Origin of the sequence: Castellaniella hirudinis, assembly GCF_042651965.1 — a bacterium.
Classification (GTDB): Bacteria; Pseudomonadota; Gammaproteobacteria; order Burkholderiales; family Burkholderiaceae_B; genus Castellaniella; species Castellaniella hirudinis.
Window position 1 is genome coordinate 18,104 of sequence record NZ_JBHSDY010000005.1, and the last position, 16,360, is coordinate 34,463.

17 protein-coding genes and 1 other RNA gene are annotated in these 16,360 nt (G+C 68.6%); 10 read left to right on the forward strand and 8 right to left on the reverse strand.

The features are described 5' to 3' along the window. Nucleotides 1-102: 102 nt before the first annotated feature. Nucleotides 103-735 (forward strand): glutathione transferase, encoded by a 633-nt coding sequence (gene yfcF / locus ACFO0J_RS08320; protein WP_376812608.1) that lies wholly within the window; start codon nucleotides 103-105, stop codon nucleotides 733-735. Nucleotides 736-774: 39 nt separating this feature from the next. Here yfcF and ACFO0J_RS08325 read toward each other — a convergent pair whose 3' ends face one another. Continuing rightward, nucleotides 775-1,407, reverse strand: a complete 633-nt coding sequence (locus tag ACFO0J_RS08325) for a DsbA family protein (RefSeq protein ID WP_376812609.1) — start codon at nucleotides 1,405-1,407, stop codon at nucleotides 775-777. Between the two features lie 154 nt (nucleotides 1,408-1,561). Between ACFO0J_RS08325 and ACFO0J_RS08330 the strand changes: the two genes are divergently transcribed. The 9 genes from ACFO0J_RS08330 to ACFO0J_RS08370 all read left to right on the forward strand — a co-directional run bounded on the left by ACFO0J_RS08330 (nucleotide 1,562) and on the right by ACFO0J_RS08370 (nucleotide 9,699). Beyond that, nucleotides 1,562-2,458 (forward strand): LysR family transcriptional regulator, encoded by an 897-nt coding sequence (locus ACFO0J_RS08330; RefSeq protein ID WP_376812610.1) that lies wholly within the window; start codon nucleotides 1,562-1,564, stop codon nucleotides 2,456-2,458. 48 nt (nucleotides 2,459-2,506) lie between these two features. Beyond that, nucleotides 2,507-2,604: signal recognition particle sRNA small type (gene ffs / locus ACFO0J_RS08335), an RNA gene on the forward strand. Between the two features lie 24 nt (nucleotides 2,605-2,628). Next, nucleotides 2,629-4,671, forward strand: a complete 2,043-nt coding sequence (gene dnaX / locus ACFO0J_RS08340) for a DNA polymerase III subunit gamma/tau (protein ID WP_376812611.1) — start codon at nucleotides 2,629-2,631, stop codon at nucleotides 4,669-4,671. Between the two features lie 50 nt (nucleotides 4,672-4,721). Then, nucleotides 4,722-5,048 carry a YbaB/EbfC family nucleoid-associated protein gene (locus ACFO0J_RS08345; RefSeq protein WP_376812612.1) on the forward strand — a complete coding sequence of 109 codons (327 nt, stop codon included), beginning with the start codon at nucleotides 4,722-4,724 and terminating at the stop codon, nucleotides 5,046-5,048. 41 nt (nucleotides 5,049-5,089) lie between these two features. Beyond that, entirely contained in the window at nucleotides 5,090-5,698 is a 609-nt protein-coding gene (gene recR / locus ACFO0J_RS08350; protein ID WP_376812613.1) for a recombination mediator RecR, read from the forward strand. A gap of 78 nt (nucleotides 5,699-5,776) precedes the next feature. After that, on the forward strand, nucleotides 5,777-6,829 hold the full coding sequence (locus ACFO0J_RS08355; protein WP_376812614.1) for an ABC transporter substrate-binding protein: 1,053 nt from the start codon (nucleotides 5,777-5,779) through the stop codon (nucleotides 6,827-6,829). Beyond that, nucleotides 6,822-7,661 carry an ABC transporter ATP-binding protein gene (locus ACFO0J_RS08360; protein WP_376812615.1) on the forward strand — a complete coding sequence of 280 codons (840 nt, stop codon included), beginning with the start codon at nucleotides 6,822-6,824 and terminating at the stop codon, nucleotides 7,659-7,661. Before ACFO0J_RS08355 ends, ACFO0J_RS08360 begins: the two co-directional genes overlap by 8 nt. Nucleotides 7,662-7,718: 57 nt before the next feature. Then, complete coding sequence (locus tag ACFO0J_RS08365; protein ID WP_376812616.1) at nucleotides 7,719-8,507, forward strand: ABC transporter permease; 789 nt, start codon at nucleotides 7,719-7,721, stop codon at nucleotides 8,505-8,507. 127 nt (nucleotides 8,508-8,634) lie between these two features. Beyond that, the gene (locus ACFO0J_RS08370; RefSeq protein ID WP_376812617.1) at nucleotides 8,635-9,699 is read left to right on the forward strand and encodes a LacI family DNA-binding transcriptional regulator; all 1,065 of its coding nucleotides are present in this window, start codon (nucleotides 8,635-8,637) and stop codon (nucleotides 9,697-9,699) included. Here ACFO0J_RS08370 and ACFO0J_RS08375 read toward each other — a convergent pair whose 3' ends face one another. The 7 genes from ACFO0J_RS08375 to ACFO0J_RS08405 are packed head-to-tail and all read right to left on the reverse strand — an operon-like array spanning nucleotide 9,700 to nucleotide 16,319. After that, entirely contained in the window at nucleotides 9,700-10,482 is a 783-nt protein-coding gene (locus tag ACFO0J_RS08375) for a 3-ketoacyl-ACP reductase (protein ID WP_376812618.1), read from the reverse strand. Between the two features lie 15 nt (nucleotides 10,483-10,497). Beyond that, nucleotides 10,498-11,646, reverse strand: coding sequence for an acyl-CoA dehydrogenase family protein (locus tag ACFO0J_RS08380; protein WP_376812619.1), 1,149 nt, complete (start codon nucleotides 11,644-11,646; stop codon nucleotides 10,498-10,500). A gap of 5 nt (nucleotides 11,647-11,651) precedes the next feature. Then, nucleotides 11,652-12,089: a MaoC family dehydratase gene (locus ACFO0J_RS08385; RefSeq protein WP_376812620.1), complete on the reverse strand. Its 438-nt coding sequence runs from the start codon at nucleotides 12,087-12,089 to the stop codon at nucleotides 11,652-11,654. A gap of 12 nt (nucleotides 12,090-12,101) precedes the next feature. Next, nucleotides 12,102-13,142 (reverse strand): Gfo/Idh/MocA family protein, encoded by a 1,041-nt coding sequence (locus ACFO0J_RS08390; RefSeq protein ID WP_376812621.1) that lies wholly within the window; start codon nucleotides 13,140-13,142, stop codon nucleotides 12,102-12,104. Continuing rightward, nucleotides 13,139-13,900: an enoyl-CoA hydratase/isomerase family protein gene (locus tag ACFO0J_RS08395; RefSeq protein WP_376812622.1), complete on the reverse strand. Its 762-nt coding sequence runs from the start codon at nucleotides 13,898-13,900 to the stop codon at nucleotides 13,139-13,141. The genes ACFO0J_RS08390 and ACFO0J_RS08395 overlap by 4 nt, the downstream gene beginning before the upstream one ends. Continuing rightward, nucleotides 13,897-14,709: a shikimate dehydrogenase family protein gene (locus ACFO0J_RS08400; protein ID WP_376812623.1), complete on the reverse strand. Its 813-nt coding sequence runs from the start codon at nucleotides 14,707-14,709 to the stop codon at nucleotides 13,897-13,899. Before ACFO0J_RS08400 ends, ACFO0J_RS08395 begins: the two co-directional genes overlap by 4 nt. Beyond that, the gene (locus ACFO0J_RS08405) at nucleotides 14,706-16,319 is read right to left on the reverse strand and encodes an acyl CoA:acetate/3-ketoacid CoA transferase (RefSeq protein ID WP_376812624.1); all 1,614 of its coding nucleotides are present in this window, start codon (nucleotides 16,317-16,319) and stop codon (nucleotides 14,706-14,708) included. Before ACFO0J_RS08405 ends, ACFO0J_RS08400 begins: the two co-directional genes overlap by 4 nt. Nucleotides 16,320-16,360 lie beyond the last annotated feature (41 nt).

Consider the following 16,360-nt stretch of genomic DNA (forward strand, 5'->3'; position numbering starts at 1 on the left):
TGTCACGCTGTGGGAGCGCGCTTGTCAATGCAGGATTAACATGCCTTCAGCGGCCCGATGAGGATGCATCGGGCCGTGCTCGCGGCAAAAGGAGGCCCCGGCATGTCGAATCCACTCACCTTGTATACCGACGCGCATTTCATCAGTCCGTACGCGATGTCGGCCTTTGTCGCCCTGGAGGAAAAGGGCGTGTCCTTCGAACTGTCGCCGGTCGATCTGGACCGGGGCGCGCAGCGCGAGCCCGGCTATGTCGCTCAGTCCCTGACGGGCAAGGTGCCCATGCTGGTGCACGGCTCGTTTGCCTTGACCGAATCCTCCGCGATCACGGAGTACGTGGACGAGACTTTTCCCGGCGCCGCGCTCTATCCGTCCGCCGCGCCGCAGCGCGCGCGGGTCCGCCAGATCCAGGCCTGGCTGCGCAGCGACCTGATGCCGATCCGGCAGGAGCGTTCATCGGAAAACCTGTTCCGTCGCCCGCCGCCGCTCGCGCCCCTGTCCGAGGCGGCGCAGCAGGCGGCCGCCAAGCTGCTGGCCGCTGCCGATCACTTGCTGCCCGAGGGCGCGGACGCCCTGTTCGGGGCCTGGAGCATCGCGGATTTCGAACTGGCGTTCATGCTCAACCGCCTGGTGCTGTGCGGCGACCCCGTCCCCCATCGCTTGGCAAACTACGCCGACCGCCAATGGCACCGGCCCTCGGTCCAACGCTGGGTCGCGCTGCCGCGTTCGGGGCTTTAAGGCCCTGACCGCGCGGTTTCCAGACGGCTGTGAATCAACCTAGACCGCGACGCTTTCCAGCACTTCGCGCCACATGGCGGGGCGGCCCAGGTAGCGTTGGATGGGGATCTGGTTCCAGGCGTCGCCGTCCTGCGTCAGCAGGGTGGGGAAGCCCGTGACCCCGAAGCGTTCCATCAGCCGCCGGGTTTCGTCCACGTGGGCCTGGCCGCGCACGCCGGCCCAGGATTCGAAGCTCATGGCAAAGGCGTCGTCGGCCAGTTCCAGGTCCCGCGCGAAGCGGCCCAGCACGTCCGGATCAGCCACGTGCTGTCCTTCCAGGTAGTGGCCGCGCTGGATGCGCGCCAGCATGTTGACGCCCTGGCCGGCGATTTCCTCGGCCGCCAGGATGGCGGCCGTCGGCGGCATCGAGTCCATCCAGGCGGTTTCGTCGCGCAGCAGGCCGTTGAAGTAAGCGTCGCCGAACGGTTGCCCCGAGAGGGCGGCGATACGGCGGTCGTGGCCCATGACGTGGGAGCGCCAGTCGGCGTTGATGCGCCGGCGCAGCGGCCCGGACAACATGCCGCCCGCGTGCAGCACGAGGTGGACGCCCCGTGTCCGGTGGGCGGCCTGCACCAGCGGGGTGACGGCGTAGCACCAGCCGCACAGAGGGTCGAAAATATGGTGAAGAATCATCGCGTGAATCAGGCGGACGCCGACCGCCGCGCGCGGCCTGGGCCGGTCGGCATGTCAAAGAATGCAAAAAGGGGATGGCGTTACTGTACGGGACTGAGGCTGTATGTGAAACTTTGATGTGAGCAACACAGTGTTGCGCAAAGCGAGCAGGCACATGGACCGACTGACGGCTGCACGGGTATTTGTGACGATCGCTGAACGTGGCAGCCTGACCGCTGCCGCCGGCGCGATCGGCATGTCGCGCGCGATGGTGACGCGCTATCTGAACGAAATGGAATCCTGGGTCGGCACGCGCCTGTTCCATCGCAACACGCGGCACGTCGGCCTGACGGAAGCCGGCGAGCGCATCCTGGGCCAGAGCCGCGAACTGCTGGCTTTGGCCGATCAGTTGCCGGAACCCCCGGAGGACGGTGCGGACATGCTGGGCGTGCTGCGCATCACCTGCTCGCAATCGCTGGCCCAGACGCTGCTGGCCGACGTGGTGGCCCGGTTCCTGGAACAGCATCCCGAATCCGCCATCGACCTGCTGGCGGCCGAGCACGCCGTCGACCTGGCCGCAGAGCGCATCGATCTGTCTGTCCGGGTGACCGATACCTTGCCCCAGGACGTGATCGCCCGGCCGCTGGGGCTCTGCCGTTCGGTGATCTGCGCCTCTCCGGGCTACCTGGCGCGTCACGGCACCCCGACGGCCCTGTCGGACCTGATGGGGCACAACTGCCTGTCTTATACGCGTTTCGGCCGCAGTTTGTGGCGGTTCACGACGCCCGATCAGACGCGGGTGGACGTACCGGTCGTCGGCAATCTCAGCGCCAACGACAGCATGGCCCTGCTGGCGGCGGCCATTGCCGGGGTGGGGATCAGCATGCAGCCCCGGCATGCGGTGGCGACGCCCATCGCGCGCGGCGAACTGGTCGCGCTGCTGCCCGAGTTCGAGGCGCCGTCCCTGGGCATCCACGCGGTCTATGTGTCACGCCGGCACCAGACGGCGCTGATGCGCGCCTTCCTGGACTTCACGCTGGACTGCTTCACCCGCTTCGACGTGGCGCCTTGATCTTCGGCGCGCGGCAACCCGGCCCCGAAACCCTGTTAGAATTCCAGAGGCGGGCCCCTTCGCATGGTTCGGCGGTGAACCTGGTCAGGTCGGGAACGAAGCAGCCACAGCCGCGCGGAACCAGTGCCGAAGTCAGGCTCGCCTTTCCTTTTCCCCCTCCAGGGCGGCCTATGAGCTATCTCGTCTTGGCGCGCAAATGGCGCCCCCGTTCCTTCGATACGCTGATTGGACAGGATCACGTGGTGCGGGCCCTGACCCATGCGCTGTCGTCCGGCCGGCTGCACCATGCCTGGCTGTTTACCGGCACGCGCGGCGTGGGCAAGACCACTTTGTCGCGCATCCTGGCCAAATCCCTGAATTGCGCCCAAGGCATCACCGCCACCCCGTGCGGCCATTGCCAGGCCTGCACGGAGATCGACGCGGGCCGCTACGTGGACTACATCGAGCTCGACGCCGCCTCGAACCGGGGCGTCGATGAGATGACCCAGTTGCTGGAACAGGCGGTCTACGCGCCGTCGTCCGGCCGCTTCAAGGTCTACATGATCGACGAAGTCCACATGCTGACCGGGCATGCGTTCAACGCCATGCTGAAGACGCTCGAAGAACCGCCCGAGCACGTCAAATTCATCCTCGCGACCACCGACCCGCAAAAGATTCCGGTGACGGTGTTGTCGCGTTGCCTGCAGTTCAACCTGAAGCAGATGACGGTGCCCGCCATCGTCGATCACCTCCAGGACATCCTGGCGCAGGAATCCGTGCCGGCGGACCCCCAGGGGCTGCGGCTGATCGCCCAGGCGGCGGCCGGTTCGATGCGCGATGCCTTGTCCCTGACGGACCAGGCCATTTCCTTTTCAGCGGGTGACCTGACGGCCGCCGCCGTGGGCGAAATGCTGGGTACGCTGGATCAGCGCCATTTGCTGGATCTGCTGCGCGCCCTGGCGGCTGCCGACGCGCCCGGCATCCTGGCCGTGGCCGACGATCTGGCCGCGCGCGGCCTGTCGTTCCAGGCGGCGCTGGGGGACCTGGCCGTGCTGCTGTCGCGGGTGGCCATCGCCCAGCGCCTGGGGCATGCCCAGGCCGACGATCCGCTGGCCGAAGACGTCACCGCTTTGGCGGGCGCCCTGACGCCGGACGACGTGCAGTTGTTCTACGCCGTGGCGGTGCACAGCCGCCATGAACTGGCCCTGGCGCCTGACGAACAGGCGGGCTTTGTCATGGCCTGCCTGCGCATGCTGGCCCTGCTGCCGGAAGGCCGCGTGCCGCCCGTGGCGATGGGATCGCCGCCGATGGCCCGGGCGGATGCCCCGCCGGCGGCCGAAGCCGCCGCGCCCCCTGCCAAACCGTCTGTGCCGATTGCATCGCCTGCGGCCGTGCCGGCCCCCGCGGCTCACGCCCCGATCCCGGCCGAAGCCGTCCCGGCCGCCGAACTGCCGGCCTGGGAGTCTGCCCCGGATGAGGCCCCGGCCGCGTCCGGCCCGGCCCAGGCCGTCGCGGCGCCCGCGCCTTCGGCCACGCCGTCAGCGGCCGCACCGGCTGCCGAGCCGGCTCCAGCCGCCGCATCCCCCCGGCCCCCGGTCCCCGCGCCCGAACCGGACCCGGCGCCGCACCCCGATCCGATCCCGGATCCCGATCCGGCGCCGCCCGCGCCTCCCGACGAGGCGGCGTCCGCCTCGGACGACTGGACCGACGCCGTTCCCGATGACCTGGCCGAACCCTTCGATGCCGCCGCCTCTCTGGACGATCTGGGCATCGATTCGGGCGCGGCCGGGGTCATGGCCGGCCTGTCCGCCGAGCCGCCCGCGCCGGCGCCCGAAACCCCCGAACCCGGCCGGATGACCGTCCAGGCCTGGCCGGCGGTGGCCGCCGGCCTGCCGATCGGCGGTGCGGCCCGGGCGCTGGCGCTGAACAGTGAATGGCTGTCCGGCGACGAGCACCGGATCCGCCTGCGGGTGGCGATCCACACCTATGCGGACGGCGGCGGCCATGACCGGCTGCGCACGGTGCTGTCCGAATATTTCGGCCGCGTGCTGCGGCTGGATGTCGAGTATGGCGCGACCGGCGACGACACCGCCCATGCCGTCGACCAGGCCGAGCGCGGCCGGCGGCAGCAGGCCGCCGAGCAGGCGGTCGAGCAGGACGCACTGGTCCTCGCGCTGGCGCAGCGCTTTGCCGCGCGCGTGGTGCCGGGCTCGGTCCGCCCGCCTGCGGTATAGTCCCACGTTTGAAAAACCACTGAATACCCCTACCGAATCAGGACACTGCCATGATGAAAGGTCAGATCGCCGGGCTGATGCGCCAGGCCCAGCAGATGCAGGAAAACATGAAGAAGGCCCAGGACGCCCTGGCCGACCTGATGGTCGAGGGCGCCGCCGGCGGCGGCCTGGTCAAGGTCACCATGAGCTGCAAGTACGACGTCAAGCGCGTGCAGATCGATCCATCGCTGTTCGATGACGATCGCGACATGATCGAGGATCTGGTCGCAGCGGCCTTCAACGACGCCCAGCGCAAGGCCGAAGCCACCTCCCAGGAAAAGATGTCCGCCGTGACGGCCGGTCTGTCCCTGCCGCCGGGCATGAAGCTGCCGTTCTGAGACGGCCGCCGATCCGCCCGACATGAATCGGCTGTTCTGACATGGCCACCGGCCTGCCTGAACCGGAACCGCTGCGCGCCCTGATCGATGCGTTGCGGGGGTTGCCCGGCGTGGGCGTGCGCACCGCCCGGCGCATGGCCTATCACCTGCTGCAGCACGATCCGGACGGCGCGCTGCGCCTGGGCGATGCGCTGCGCGACGCGGTCGGCGGGCTGTGCCATTGCGAGCGCTGCAACTCCTTTTCCCAGACGCCGCTGTGCGCCACCTGCGAGAACCCGGATCGTGATCCGTCCGTGCTGTGCGTCGTCGAGACGCCGGCCGACCAGAACATGATCGAGGCCAGCCACGGCTACCAGGGCCTGTACTACGTGCTGATGGGCCGGCTGGCGCCGCTGGAAGGCGTCGGGCCGGATCAGGTCCGGTTCGCCCCTTTGCGCGACCGGGTCCGGGACGGCCGGGTCCGCGAGGTCATCCTGGCGACCAATTTCACCGCCGAGGGCGAGACCACGGCTTACTACCTGGCCGAAATGCTGCGCGAATGCGGCGTCAAGGTCACCCGGCTGGCGCGCGGCGTGCCCAGCGGCAGCGAACTGGAATACGTCGACGCCGGCACGATCGCCTGGGCCCTGATGGAACGCCGGCCCAACTGAGGTCCGGGCGCCTCGCTGCGTTATCATCGAATCTTCAAGCGCAGCAACGCAGCATCACCACCAGGGAGACAAGCCATCATGTCGATTTCACGCCGTGAACTGCTCAAGACCGCCGGCGCCGCAGGACTGCTGGGTGCGGTGCCCGGACTGTCCTTTGCGCAAGGGCTGGCCGCACTGCTCGAAAAGCAGGACCTGACCATCGCCGTCGGCGGCCAGCCGCTGATCTACTATCTGCCGCTGTCGGTCGCGCACCTGAAGGGCTACTTCAAGGACGAAGGCCTGAACGTCACCATCGCCGATTTCGCGGGCGGGTCCAAGGCCTTGCAGGCCGTGGTGGGCGGCAGCGCCGACGTGGTCTCCGGCGCCTTCGAGCACACCATCAACCTGCAGGCCAAGGGCCAGTTCTACCGCTGCTTCGTCCTGCAGGGGCGGGCGCCCATGATCGTGCTGGGCGTGTCCAGGAAAACCATGGCCGGCTACCAGTCGCCCGCCGACCTGAAGGGCAAGAAGATCGGCGTCACGGCGCCGGGGTCCTCGACCAATATGATGGTCAGTTTCTTCCTGGCGCAGCATGGGCTCAAGCCCGCCGACGTGTCCTTCATCGGCGTGGGCGCGGGCGCCGGGGCGGTGACGGCCCTGCGTTCCGGCCAGATTGACGCCATCGCCAACCTGGACCCGGTGATCAGCACCCTGGTCAAGGAAGACGCCATCCAGATCATCGCGGACACCCGCGCCCTGGAAGACGCGCAGAAGATCTTCGGCGGCAATATGCCGTCGGGCTGCCTGTATACGTCCCAGGCCTTCATCGACGCCAATCCCAACACCACGCAGGCGCTGGCCAATGCCATGGTGCGGGCCGATAAATGGATCCAGGCCTCGTCCGTGGACGACATTGCCAAGCTGGTGCCGGAATCCTATCTGCTGGGCGATCCGGACCTGTACAAGCTGGCGCTCAAGGGCAATCGCCCGGGCTTGTCGCCCGACGGCCTGGTGCCGGAAGACGGCCCGCAGACGGCGCTCAACGCGCTGGCCGAATTCGTGCCGAACTTCGACCGCACGGCGATCGACATTTCCCGCATCTGGACCAACCAGTTCGCCGCCAAGGCCAACCAGACCTACCCCCATGCCTGACCGGCGCGCGCACCCGGCCGGGGGCGGGGCGGATGCGCCCGCCCTGCTGCTGGACCAGGTCACCTGCACCTTCACCTCGCCCGACGGCACGCCGTACACGGCCATGCGCAACGCCACCCTGGCAGTGGCGCCCGGCGAGTTCGTCTCGGTCGTCGGCCCTACGGGCTGCGGCAAGTCCACGCTGCTGAACATGGCGGCCGGCTTGCTGCGACCCACGTCCGGCGCGGTCCAGGTGTTCGGCCAGGCGCTGCATGGGGTCAACGCGCGGGCGGGCTATATGTTCCAGGGCGAGGCCCTGATGCCCTGGCGCAATGCGCAGGCCAACGTGTCCGCCGGGCTGGAGTTCGCGGGGGTGTCCGCCGCCGAGACCGCGGAACACAGCCGCGAATGGCTGCGCCGGGTCGGCCTGGGCGGTTTCGAGAACCGCTATCCGCACCAGATGTCGGGCGGCATGCGCAAGCGCGTCATGCTGGCCCAGACGCTGATCCGCGATCCCGACCTCATCCTGATGGACGAGCCGTTTTCGGCCCTGGACATCCAGACCCGCCAGTTGATGGAAAACGAGGTCCTGGATCTGTGGATGGCCCGACGCAAGGCCGTGCTGTTCATCACCCACGACCTGGACGAGGCCATCGCCATGAGCGACCGCGTGGTGGTGCTGTCGGCCGGTCCCGAGACCCGCCCGATCGGGGAATTCGTCATCGACATCCCGCGCCCGCGCGACGTGGCCGAGGTCCGCATGCAGCCCCGTTTCGTCGAACTGCATCAGGCCATCTGGGCGGTGCTGCGCGACGAAGTCCTGAAGGGCTACGAGCGGCAGCGGCGCGCCTGACGGCGAGGCCGCGATGACCCCCGCCGACCCGAGCCACCCACCGGAGCGCCCGCCACGATGAAATCCGATCTGTCCAAACCCGTGCTGCGTGTGCTGCAACTGTTCTTGCTGGCGGCCATTCTGCTGGTCTGGCATTGGGCTTCGCTGAACCGCAATGTGGCGTTCTTCTTTGGCCGGCCGCTGGACGTGGCCCAGGTGATCTGGTCCTGGTTCGTGACCGACGCCGGGATCTACCGCCACCTGTGGATCACCCTGTCTGAAACCGTGCTGGCCTTCGTCATCGGCACGATCGGCGGCCTGGGTTTCGGCCTGTGGCTGGGCCTGTCGCGCGGCGCCAGCGCCCTGCTCGAACCCTACGTCACGGCGGCCAATTCCATGCCGCGCGTCATCCTGGCGCCGATCTTCGGCATGTGGTTCGGCCTGGGCATCTGGTCCAAGGTCGCCCTGGCCGTGACGCTGGTGTTCTTCATCGTCTTTTTCAACGTCTACCGGGGCGTGCGCGAGGTCAGTCCGACCCTGCTGGACAATGCCCGCATGCTGGGCGCCAGCCGCCGCCAGTTGTTGCGCCACGTCTACATTCCCTCGGCCACCAGCTGGGTGTTCTCCAGCCTGCACACGTCCGTGGGCCTGGCCTTTGTGGGCGCGGTGGTGGGCGAATACCTGGGCTCGGCGGCCGGGGTCGGCTACCTGATCCTGCAGGCCGAAGGCACGCTGGACGTCAACACCGTGTTCGCCGGCATCGTCGTGCTGACGGTGTTCGCGCTGCTGCTGGACGGGATCGTGTCGCTGGCGGAACGACGCCTGCTGGTCTGGCAGCCCGGGCCGGGGGAGGCCGGGAAAACCTGAGGCTCACAGAGGCCCGGCTTCGGTCGATCCCTGTCGGTAGACCGATATAATTCCACTGTAACAGGGGGTGTCGTCCGGGAAGGCAGGCGGCGCCCGCTTCGTCTCCGGGATTGCATTGGATCGATCTATGGCAGTCATGAAAAACAAGAGTGCAGGCACGGCCGTCGGGCGCGTCACGCTGCTGGACATCGCCCGGCATGCGGACGTCTCCCGGGCCACGGTGTCTCTGGTCATGCGGGACAGCCCGCTGGTCGCCGACAGCACCCGGGAGCGCGTCAAGCAGGCGGCGGTCGAACTGGGCTACGTCTATGATCGCGGCGCCGCCAGCCTGCGGTCCCGGCGGTCCCTGATCGTGGGGGTCTCGATCACGGACCTGAGCAACCCATATTTCGCGGAACTCACCGCCGCCGCCGAGCAGGGCTTGCTGCAGGTCGGGCGGATGGCGCTGCTGAGCAATAACAACGAATCGATCGACAAGCAGAATGCGTTCGTCGAGACGATGCGCGAATATAACGTCGACGGCTTGATCATCTGTCCGGCGATCGGGACGCCGGTGGCGACGATCCGGCGCCTGAGCGCACTGGGCGTCCCCTTTGTCTTTCTGTCGCGCCGCATCGGCGGGGTCAAGGCCGATTACGTCGCCAATGACAACACCCTCGGCCTGAGGATGGCGACCGAACACCTGCTGTCGCTCGGCCATCGCCGGATTGCGATGATCGGCGCCAACACGCGCACGTCCACGGGGCGCGAGCGGCTCGACGGCTACACGTCCGCCCTGCAGGCGGCGGGCCTGCCCGTCGACCCCGCCATCATCGTCGAAAGCGCGCCCACGCGGCGCAACGGGATGGAGGGCCTGATGTCGCTCATGGCCCAGGCCCGGCCGCCGACGGCCGCCGTGTGCTTCAACGACATCACGGCCTTCGGCGCCATGCTGGGACTCAATCACCTGGGCATGCGCATCGGCCACGATTTCGCCGTGGTGGGGCATGACAACATCGTCGAGGCGGGGCTGTGGCTGCCCGGCCTGACGACGGTCGCCATCCCGATCGAGGAAATCGGCCGTCAGGCCGCGCGCGTGCTGCTCGACCGGATCAGCGACCCGGGCCGTCCGGCGCAAAAGGTCATTCTTGCGCCCCGGCTGGTCGTGCGCGAATCCAGCGGGGCGCCTGGCGGGATGCGGGAGCCCGGCTGATCAGAAGTGGGGGATGTGCATGCCGCCGTCGATGTGGAAGGCGTCCCCGGTGCTGAAGGGAAAGCGGCCCTCGGCCAGCGTGGCCACGGCCAGGCCGACCTCGTCGGCCGTGCCGAATCGCCGGATCGGCGTCAGGCCGTCCGCAATCCGCTGATCGTATTTGGCCTTGACGACCTTGGTCATGTCCGTCTCGATGACGCCGGGCCGGATCTCGTAGACGCGGATGTCGGTGTCCGCCAGCCGCAGGGCATAGAGCTTGGTGGCCATCGAGACGCCCGTCTTGGACAGGCAGTATTCGGCCCGCTCGACCGAGGCGAACAGCGCATTGGCCGAGGAGACGTTGATGATCGAGCGCGGGCCGCGCGGCGCGCCGTCGGCGAGCATGCGGCGGGCGACGTCCTGCGTCAGGAAGAACATGGCCTTCAGATTGACCGCGATCAGCGTGTCGAAGCTGCTTTCCTCGACGTCCAGGATATCGCCCCGGACCTTGACGGAAATACCGGCATTGTTCACCAGGCAGCTCAGGCCGCCGAAGGCGTCCCAGGCCTGGGACGCGAGGCCGGCGCGCGCCTGGGGATCGGCGATGTCGGCGACCACGACGCGGGTGCGGGCGCCTTCCTGCGCCAGCGCCGCCAGGGTCCGGTCCATGTCGGCATCGTGCGCGATGTCGTTGAGCACGATGTCGTAGCCCCGGCGCGCCAGGGCCAGGCAGATGCCGCGGCCGATGCCTCGGCGGGCGCCGGTCACCAGGGCGGCGGGGCGGGGGGATGGTGTGGATGTCATGGCAGGCTTCTCGTCTTAGCTCAGCAGCGCGCGCGCAATGATCATGCGCTGGATTTGATTGGTGCCTTCGTAGATCTGGGTGATCTTGGCGTCCCGGTAGAGCCGTTCGACTTCGATCCCGCGCGTGTAGCCCATGCCGCCGTGGATCTGGATCGCGTTGGCCGTGTGTTCCACCGCCGCATCGCCCGCGAAGCACTTGGCCATCGAGGCCTCGACCGAGGCGCGTTCGCCCCGATCCATCTTGTCCGCCGCGGCGTGCACCATCAGGCGCGCCGCGTGCGCCGCCTTGGCCATGTCCGCCAGCATCCATTGCACCGCCTGGAAGCCGGCGATCGGCTGGTCGAACTGGCGGCGGATGCGGGCGTAGTCGATCGAAGCCTCCAGCGCGGCCCGCACGATCCCGACCGCCAGCGAAGCGATCCCCACGCGGCCCTTGTCCAGCACGCTCATCATCATCTTGAAGCCCTGGCCCTGCGTGCCCAGGAGCGCGTCTTCGGCCAGCGGCACCGCGTCGAAGGACAGGGGGCCCAGCGGTGACGCCCGCTGGCCCATCTTGTGTTCCCGGGGGCCGGCGGTGTAGCCCGGCAGGTCACGGTCGACGATGAAGATGCTCATGCCGCGCTTGCCCAGCTCGATGTCGCTGCGCGCCAGCACGACGGCGAAGTCCGCGACCGGCGCGTTGTGGATCCAGAGTTTTTCGCCGCTGAGCGACCAGCCGCTGTCGGTGCGCGTGGCGGTGCAGCGGATGCCGCTGACGTCCGAGCCTGCGCCGGCTTCGGTGATGGCGTAGGCGCAGCGCTTTTCGCCGCGCAGCAGGGGCGTGAGGTAGCGTTCGCGCTGTTCGGGCGTGCCGTGTTCGGACAGCAGCGAGCCGACCAGTTCGACCAGGCCGCACTGGTCGGCGACCGAGGCGTAGCCCCGGCCCAGTTCTTCCATCAGGACGGCATACGCCAGCGCTCCGGCGCCCACGCCGCCGTGGGCCTCGGGCACGGTCAGGCCGAGCATGCCCAGTTGGGCCATTTCCTGGTAGAGCTCGGCCGGATAGCGTTCGGTTTCGTCGAGCTCCGCCGCGATGGGCCGCACTTTTTCGTTGACGAAAACGTGCGCCGATTCGCGGATCATGCGCTGGACGTCGTTGAGCGGGGGTTCGAATGTATATGCCATGGTGTTCAAGCCTTCTTGACCCATTTGAGGATGTGGTGGGCGACGGCGACGGTGTCGCCGTGCTGATTGGTGATCCGGATGTCCGAGCGGGAGCGGCGGCGTTCGGGATCGATCTCGGCGATGGTGTAGTGGACGGTGAGCGTGTCGCCGATGCGCACGCCTTCGAGGAAGCGGATGCGGTCGTAGCCCAGGGACACGGCGATCTCGTCGTCCGGGCCGCGCCCTTCGGACGCCCGGCAGATCATGGTCGAGGTGGTGGACATGTAGCCGATCAACAGCGCGCCGTGCGCGATGCGCCCGCCGTAGGGCGTCTGGCGCATGGCATGCTCATCGACGTGATTGGCGGCCAGGTCGCCGGTGATGCCGGCAAAGCCGTAGACGTCGTATTCGCCGACGGTCTTGGTGAATTGGGCGTGATCGCCGACTTGGACGTGGAAATCCATGAGATCGCCTCTTTAGCGTGAGTGGTCTGACAGGGTGACGGCGCATTGCCGTTCGGAGGATTGCAGAAAGCCCTCGATCAGGGACTGGACGCGCAGCGCCGAGCGGCCGTGCGCCATGGGGGGGCGGCCCGTCCGCGTGCTGTCGAGAAAGTCCTGGATCACGGCGCGGTGGGCGCCGTGGTCAAAGGCCATGGGGTCGCTGCTGTCGCGCTCGAATGCCGGAGGATCCACATGCTCGTGCCGCCCGTCCTGGCGGTAGACGTCCAGCGCCTCGCCGGTCATCACCGCCGTGCCGCGTTCGCACGCCAGTTCGATGCGCTCGGGAAAGCCCGGATAGGAGACGGTCGTGGCGTCGATGCTGCCGATGGCGCCGTTGTCGAACTCGACGGCGCCGCAGGCGATGTCCTCGGTGTCCGTGGCGCGCAGACCGGCATTGCGCGTCAGCGCCGTGATGCGGCGGACGGGGCCGGCCAGGTCCAGCAGCAGGTCCAGCGTATGGATGGCCTGGGTCAGGAGCACGCCGCCGCCGTCGCGCGCCAGCATGCCGCGTCCGGGTTCGGCATAGTAGGCAGGGGTGCGCCACCAGCGGATCGAGGCGCTGGCCGACACCAGGCGTCCCAGCTCGCCGGCCCGCATCAGCGTGCGCAGCGCCATGGCGGCCGGCCGGAAACGATGCTGCAGCACCACGCCGAGCCGCAGTCCGGCGTCTTCCATGAGCCGGATGGCCTGGAGGGCGCGGTCCGTCGAGACGTCCAGGGGCTTTTCGACCAGCACGTGTTTGCCTGCGGCCGCGCACCGGCCGATCAGGTCGAGGTGGGTGAGGGGGGGCGTCAGCAGCAGCACGGATCCGATGTCCGGGTCCGCCAGCAGCGCCTCCAGGGTGTCCGCCACCGGCAGGCCCAGGTCGCGGGCTGCGGCTTCGCGCCGGTGCGGGCTGGGCGTCCAGGCGGCGCCGATGTCCACCTGGTCCGACAGATCGTGCAGGCTTTTCAGATGGGGGCGCAAGGCCATCCCCAGGCCGACGAGTCCGATTGTCTGCTTGGGCGCATTCATGAGCGTTGATCCGAGCCGCGCTGAAAGGCGGAAATCCCGTCCAGGTGCTGGCCCGTGCTGAAGCACAGCGTGTTCATTTCGTTCTCGTAGCGCAGTCCCGATTCGACCGGGGTCGAAAGGGCGTGGCGCACCGAAGCCTTGACGGCCTGGGCCGCGAGGGGATTGTGCGCGGCCAGTTTGCGCGCGACGCCCAGCGCGGTGTCCGGCACCGCGTCGTCCTCGACGAGAAAATCGATCAGGCCCAGGCGATAGGCTTCCTCGGCGTCGATCGGTTCGCCCAGCAGCAGCAGCTTCAACGCAGGGCCGTAGCCGATCAGGCGCGGCAGCATCTGCGAGGCGCCGCCGCCGCCCACCCAGCCGTGGGTGACTTCGGGGAAGCCGTAGCGCGAACCCCGGCCGCCGATGCGCAGATCGGCCGCCAGGGCGAGTTCTCCGCCGCCGCCCAGCACCCAGCCCCGCAGGGCGGCGACGACGGGCTTGCGCACGTTGCGCAAGGCGTGCGCGTATTCGCGGCGGTTGCGAAAGGCCCAGGCGGTCGGGTATTCGGCCAGGGAGCCCAGGTCGCTGCCGGCGCAGAACGCCCGCTCGCCGCTGCCCTGGACCAGGACGACGCGCACGGCATCGTCCTGGTCCGCTTCGCGGCAGAAGGTTTCGATCTGTTCGGCCATCTCGGGGGTGACCGCGTTCATTTTGCGCGGCCGGTTCAGCGTGATGCGCGCGATGCCTTCGCCGACCTCCAGTGTGACTTCCTGAGTCATGAGGATGTCTCCGTGAAAAAGGACAGGACGGCCTGGGCCTGCTGATCCAGCATGGGGATGCCGTTCAGGACGGTGCAGCCGCAGGCGCGGGCATGCTCGGCCAGCGGGGTGACGGGCGGCTTCATGATGATGTCCATGACGAACAGGCTGGGGTCGAGACGGCCGAAGGGCGCGGGCATGCCGTCGCCCGGCTGCATGCCGATGGGGGTGCAATTGATCAGCAGCTCATGGTCGTCGAGATGGGCGGGGTCGGTGACGGCCCGGGCCTGGCAGTCCGGGTAGTGCGTGGTCACGCGCTGCGCCAGTTCGGCGGCGCGCGCCGCGTCCGTATCGAAGATGTCCAGGGCGCGGGCGCCGGCTTCGGCCAGGGCGATGGCGACTGCGCTGCCGGCGCCGCCGGCGCCCAGCATCTTGACGAGACGACCCCGGGGCTCGAACCCCTCGGCGCGCAGGGCCAGGACCAGACCCGTGCCGTCGAACATCCCGCCTTGCCAGGTGCCGTCCGCATGGCGGCGCAGGGCATTGACGGCCCCGACTTGCGCAGCGCTGGGCAGCAGGCTGTCGGCCAGCGCCAGGGCGCGCGCCTTGTAGGGTACGGTGATCATCAGCCCGTCGAGGTTGCCCAGTTGCATCAGGCCTCGCAGGGTTGAGTCGAAGGCGTCGGGCAGCACGTGCAGCGGCACCAGGACCGCGTTGTGCCCGATCTGTTGCAGCCGGGCCGTCATGACCTCGGGGGAACGGGCCTGGGCGATGGGGTGGCCGACGATGCCGTACAGGCGCGTGGCGCCGTCGAGGCGGGCGATGGTCATGCGGGGACTCCTTCTCCGGCTGCGATCCGCGCGCTGCGCGGGGTGATGGGACCGCGTTCGGCGAGGCGTGCGGCCAGGCCGATCGATGCCTCGCAAAACAGCGCGGCGTCCATGAGTTGCAGCGATGCGGAAATAATGGGTTTGAAATCCATGTGGGCGAGCACGTCGCGCTCCAGATCGATGCCCGGAGCGATCTCGATCAGCGTCAGTCCGGCCGGGTTCAGTTCGAACACGGCGCGTTCCGTGATGTACAGCACCCGTTGGCCGCAACGCGCACCGTAGGGGCCGCTGTAGGTGATCTGCTGGACCTGCTCGACGAATTTGCGATGCGGCCCGTCCTGTTCGATCTGCAGGCGGCCGTCGCCGATCCGCAGCCGGCTGGCGCCGGCCGTGAAGGTGCCGCTGTAGATGACGCTGCGCGCGTTCTGGCTGATGTTGACGAAGCCGCCGGGGCCGATGATGCGTTTGCCGAAGCGGCTGACGTTCACGTTGCCCTGGAAGTCGACCTCGGCGAAGGACAGGAAGGCCAGGTCCAGGCCGCCGCCGTCGTAGAAGTCGAACTGGTACGGCTGGTCGACCAGGGCCGCGTAGTTGGTGGCGGCGCCGGCGTCGCCGCCGGATGCAGGCGCGCCGCCGACCAGGCCCTGTTCGTTGGTCAGGCAGATAGCGTCGAGGGCGCCTTCTTCGGCGGCGATGCCGGCGATGCCGGTCGAAATGCCCGAACCCAGATTGCAGATGGCCCCCGTCATCAGCTCCAGGGCCGCGCGGCGGGCGATGACTTTGCGCGCGTCCAGCGGCAGGCGCGGCATGTCCGACATGGGAATGCGCAGTTCCCCGGCGTAGGCGGGGCTGTAGGGCGTGAGGTAGGTCTGGCGCTGGTCGGGCTCGACCACGATGTAGTCGACCAGGATGCCGGGGATCTTGACCTGCTTGGCCGGCAGCGTGCCCCGTTGGGCCATGCGCCGGACCTGGACGATCACGATGCCGCCGCAGCGGCGCGTGGCCTGGGCCTCGGACAGCATTTCCCCGAAGACGGCCTCTTGTTCCATGGTGACGTTGCCGTCTTCGTCGGCCGTGGTGCCGCGCAGAAAGCAGACGTTCACGTGGAAGGGCTTGTAGAACAGCAGCTCCTCTCCACGGAATTCGATCAGTTCGACCAGTTCACCCGTGCGGGGCTCGGATTGCCGGCCGCCGCCCAGCCGGGGATCGACGAAGGTGTGCAGGCCGGTCTTGCTGAGCAGGCCCGGACGGCCCGCCGCCATTTCGCGCATCAACTGCGACAGCGCGCCCTGGGGCAGCGTCCAGCCCTCGATCTTGCCGGCCTGGACCAGGTCGGAAATCCCCGGCGAGTTGACGTAGGTGCCCGACACGACCCGGGCGAGCAGGCCGTCCTGCGCCAGGTGGCCGGCGCCTTTGTCGGCGCCGTCTCCCAGGCCGACGGGATGCAGGGCGGTGATGCCGGCGGGCTGCCGGGTTTCGCGGAAGCGTTCGCCCAGGGCCTGCATCAGGCGGTCGGGCACGGCGTGGCCGCCGCCCGAACCGCCGATCACCAGGGTGTCGCCGGATTTCACCAGGGCCGCAGCCTGGGCCGCGGAGATCACTTTAGGCATTTCATTACCTCTGACAGCAGGGTTTTCACACAGCCCGTGGG

Coding starts and splice junctions, on each gene's coding strand:
- ACFO0J_RS08385 (WP_376812620.1), bottom strand. CDS start 12,089: ATGGATTTCCACGTCCAAGTCGGCGATCACGCCCAATTCACCAAGACC.
- ACFO0J_RS08325 (WP_376812609.1), bottom strand. CDS start 1,407: ATGATTCTTCACCATATTTTCGACCCTCTGTGCGGCTGGTGCTACGCC.
- recR (WP_376812613.1), top strand. CDS start 5,090: ATGGCCACCGGCCTGCCTGAACCGGAACCGCTGCGCGCCCTGATCGAT.
- ACFO0J_RS08380 (WP_376812619.1), bottom strand. CDS start 11,646: ATGGCATATACATTCGAACCCCCGCTCAACGACGTCCAGCGCATGATC.
- ACFO0J_RS08395 (WP_376812622.1), bottom strand. CDS start 13,900: ATGACTCAGGAAGTCACACTGGAGGTCGGCGAAGGCATCGCGCGCATC.
- ACFO0J_RS08360 (WP_376812615.1), top strand. CDS start 6,822: ATGCCTGACCGGCGCGCGCACCCGGCCGGGGGCGGGGCGGATGCGCCC.
- ACFO0J_RS08355 (WP_376812614.1), top strand. CDS start 5,777: ATGTCGATTTCACGCCGTGAACTGCTCAAGACCGCCGGCGCCGCAGGA.
- ACFO0J_RS08375 (WP_376812618.1), bottom strand. CDS start 10,482: ATGACATCCACACCATCCCCCCGCCCCGCCGCCCTGGTGACCGGCGCC.
- ACFO0J_RS08370 (WP_376812617.1), top strand. CDS start 8,635: ATGGCAGTCATGAAAAACAAGAGTGCAGGCACGGCCGTCGGGCGCGTC.
- ACFO0J_RS08400 (WP_376812623.1), bottom strand. CDS start 14,709: ATGACCATCGCCCGCCTCGACGGCGCCACGCGCCTGTACGGCATCGTC.
- ACFO0J_RS08365 (WP_376812616.1), top strand. CDS start 7,719: ATGAAATCCGATCTGTCCAAACCCGTGCTGCGTGTGCTGCAACTGTTC.
- dnaX (WP_376812611.1), top strand. CDS start 2,629: ATGAGCTATCTCGTCTTGGCGCGCAAATGGCGCCCCCGTTCCTTCGAT.
- yfcF (WP_376812608.1), top strand. CDS start 103: ATGTCGAATCCACTCACCTTGTATACCGACGCGCATTTCATCAGTCCG.
- ACFO0J_RS08405 (WP_376812624.1), bottom strand. CDS start 16,319: ATGCCTAAAGTGATCTCCGCGGCCCAGGCTGCGGCCCTGGTGAAATCC.
- ACFO0J_RS08390 (WP_376812621.1), bottom strand. CDS start 13,142: ATGAATGCGCCCAAGCAGACAATCGGACTCGTCGGCCTGGGGATGGCC.
- ACFO0J_RS08330 (WP_376812610.1), top strand. CDS start 1,562: ATGGACCGACTGACGGCTGCACGGGTATTTGTGACGATCGCTGAACGT.
- ACFO0J_RS08345 (WP_376812612.1), top strand. CDS start 4,722: ATGATGAAAGGTCAGATCGCCGGGCTGATGCGCCAGGCCCAGCAGATG.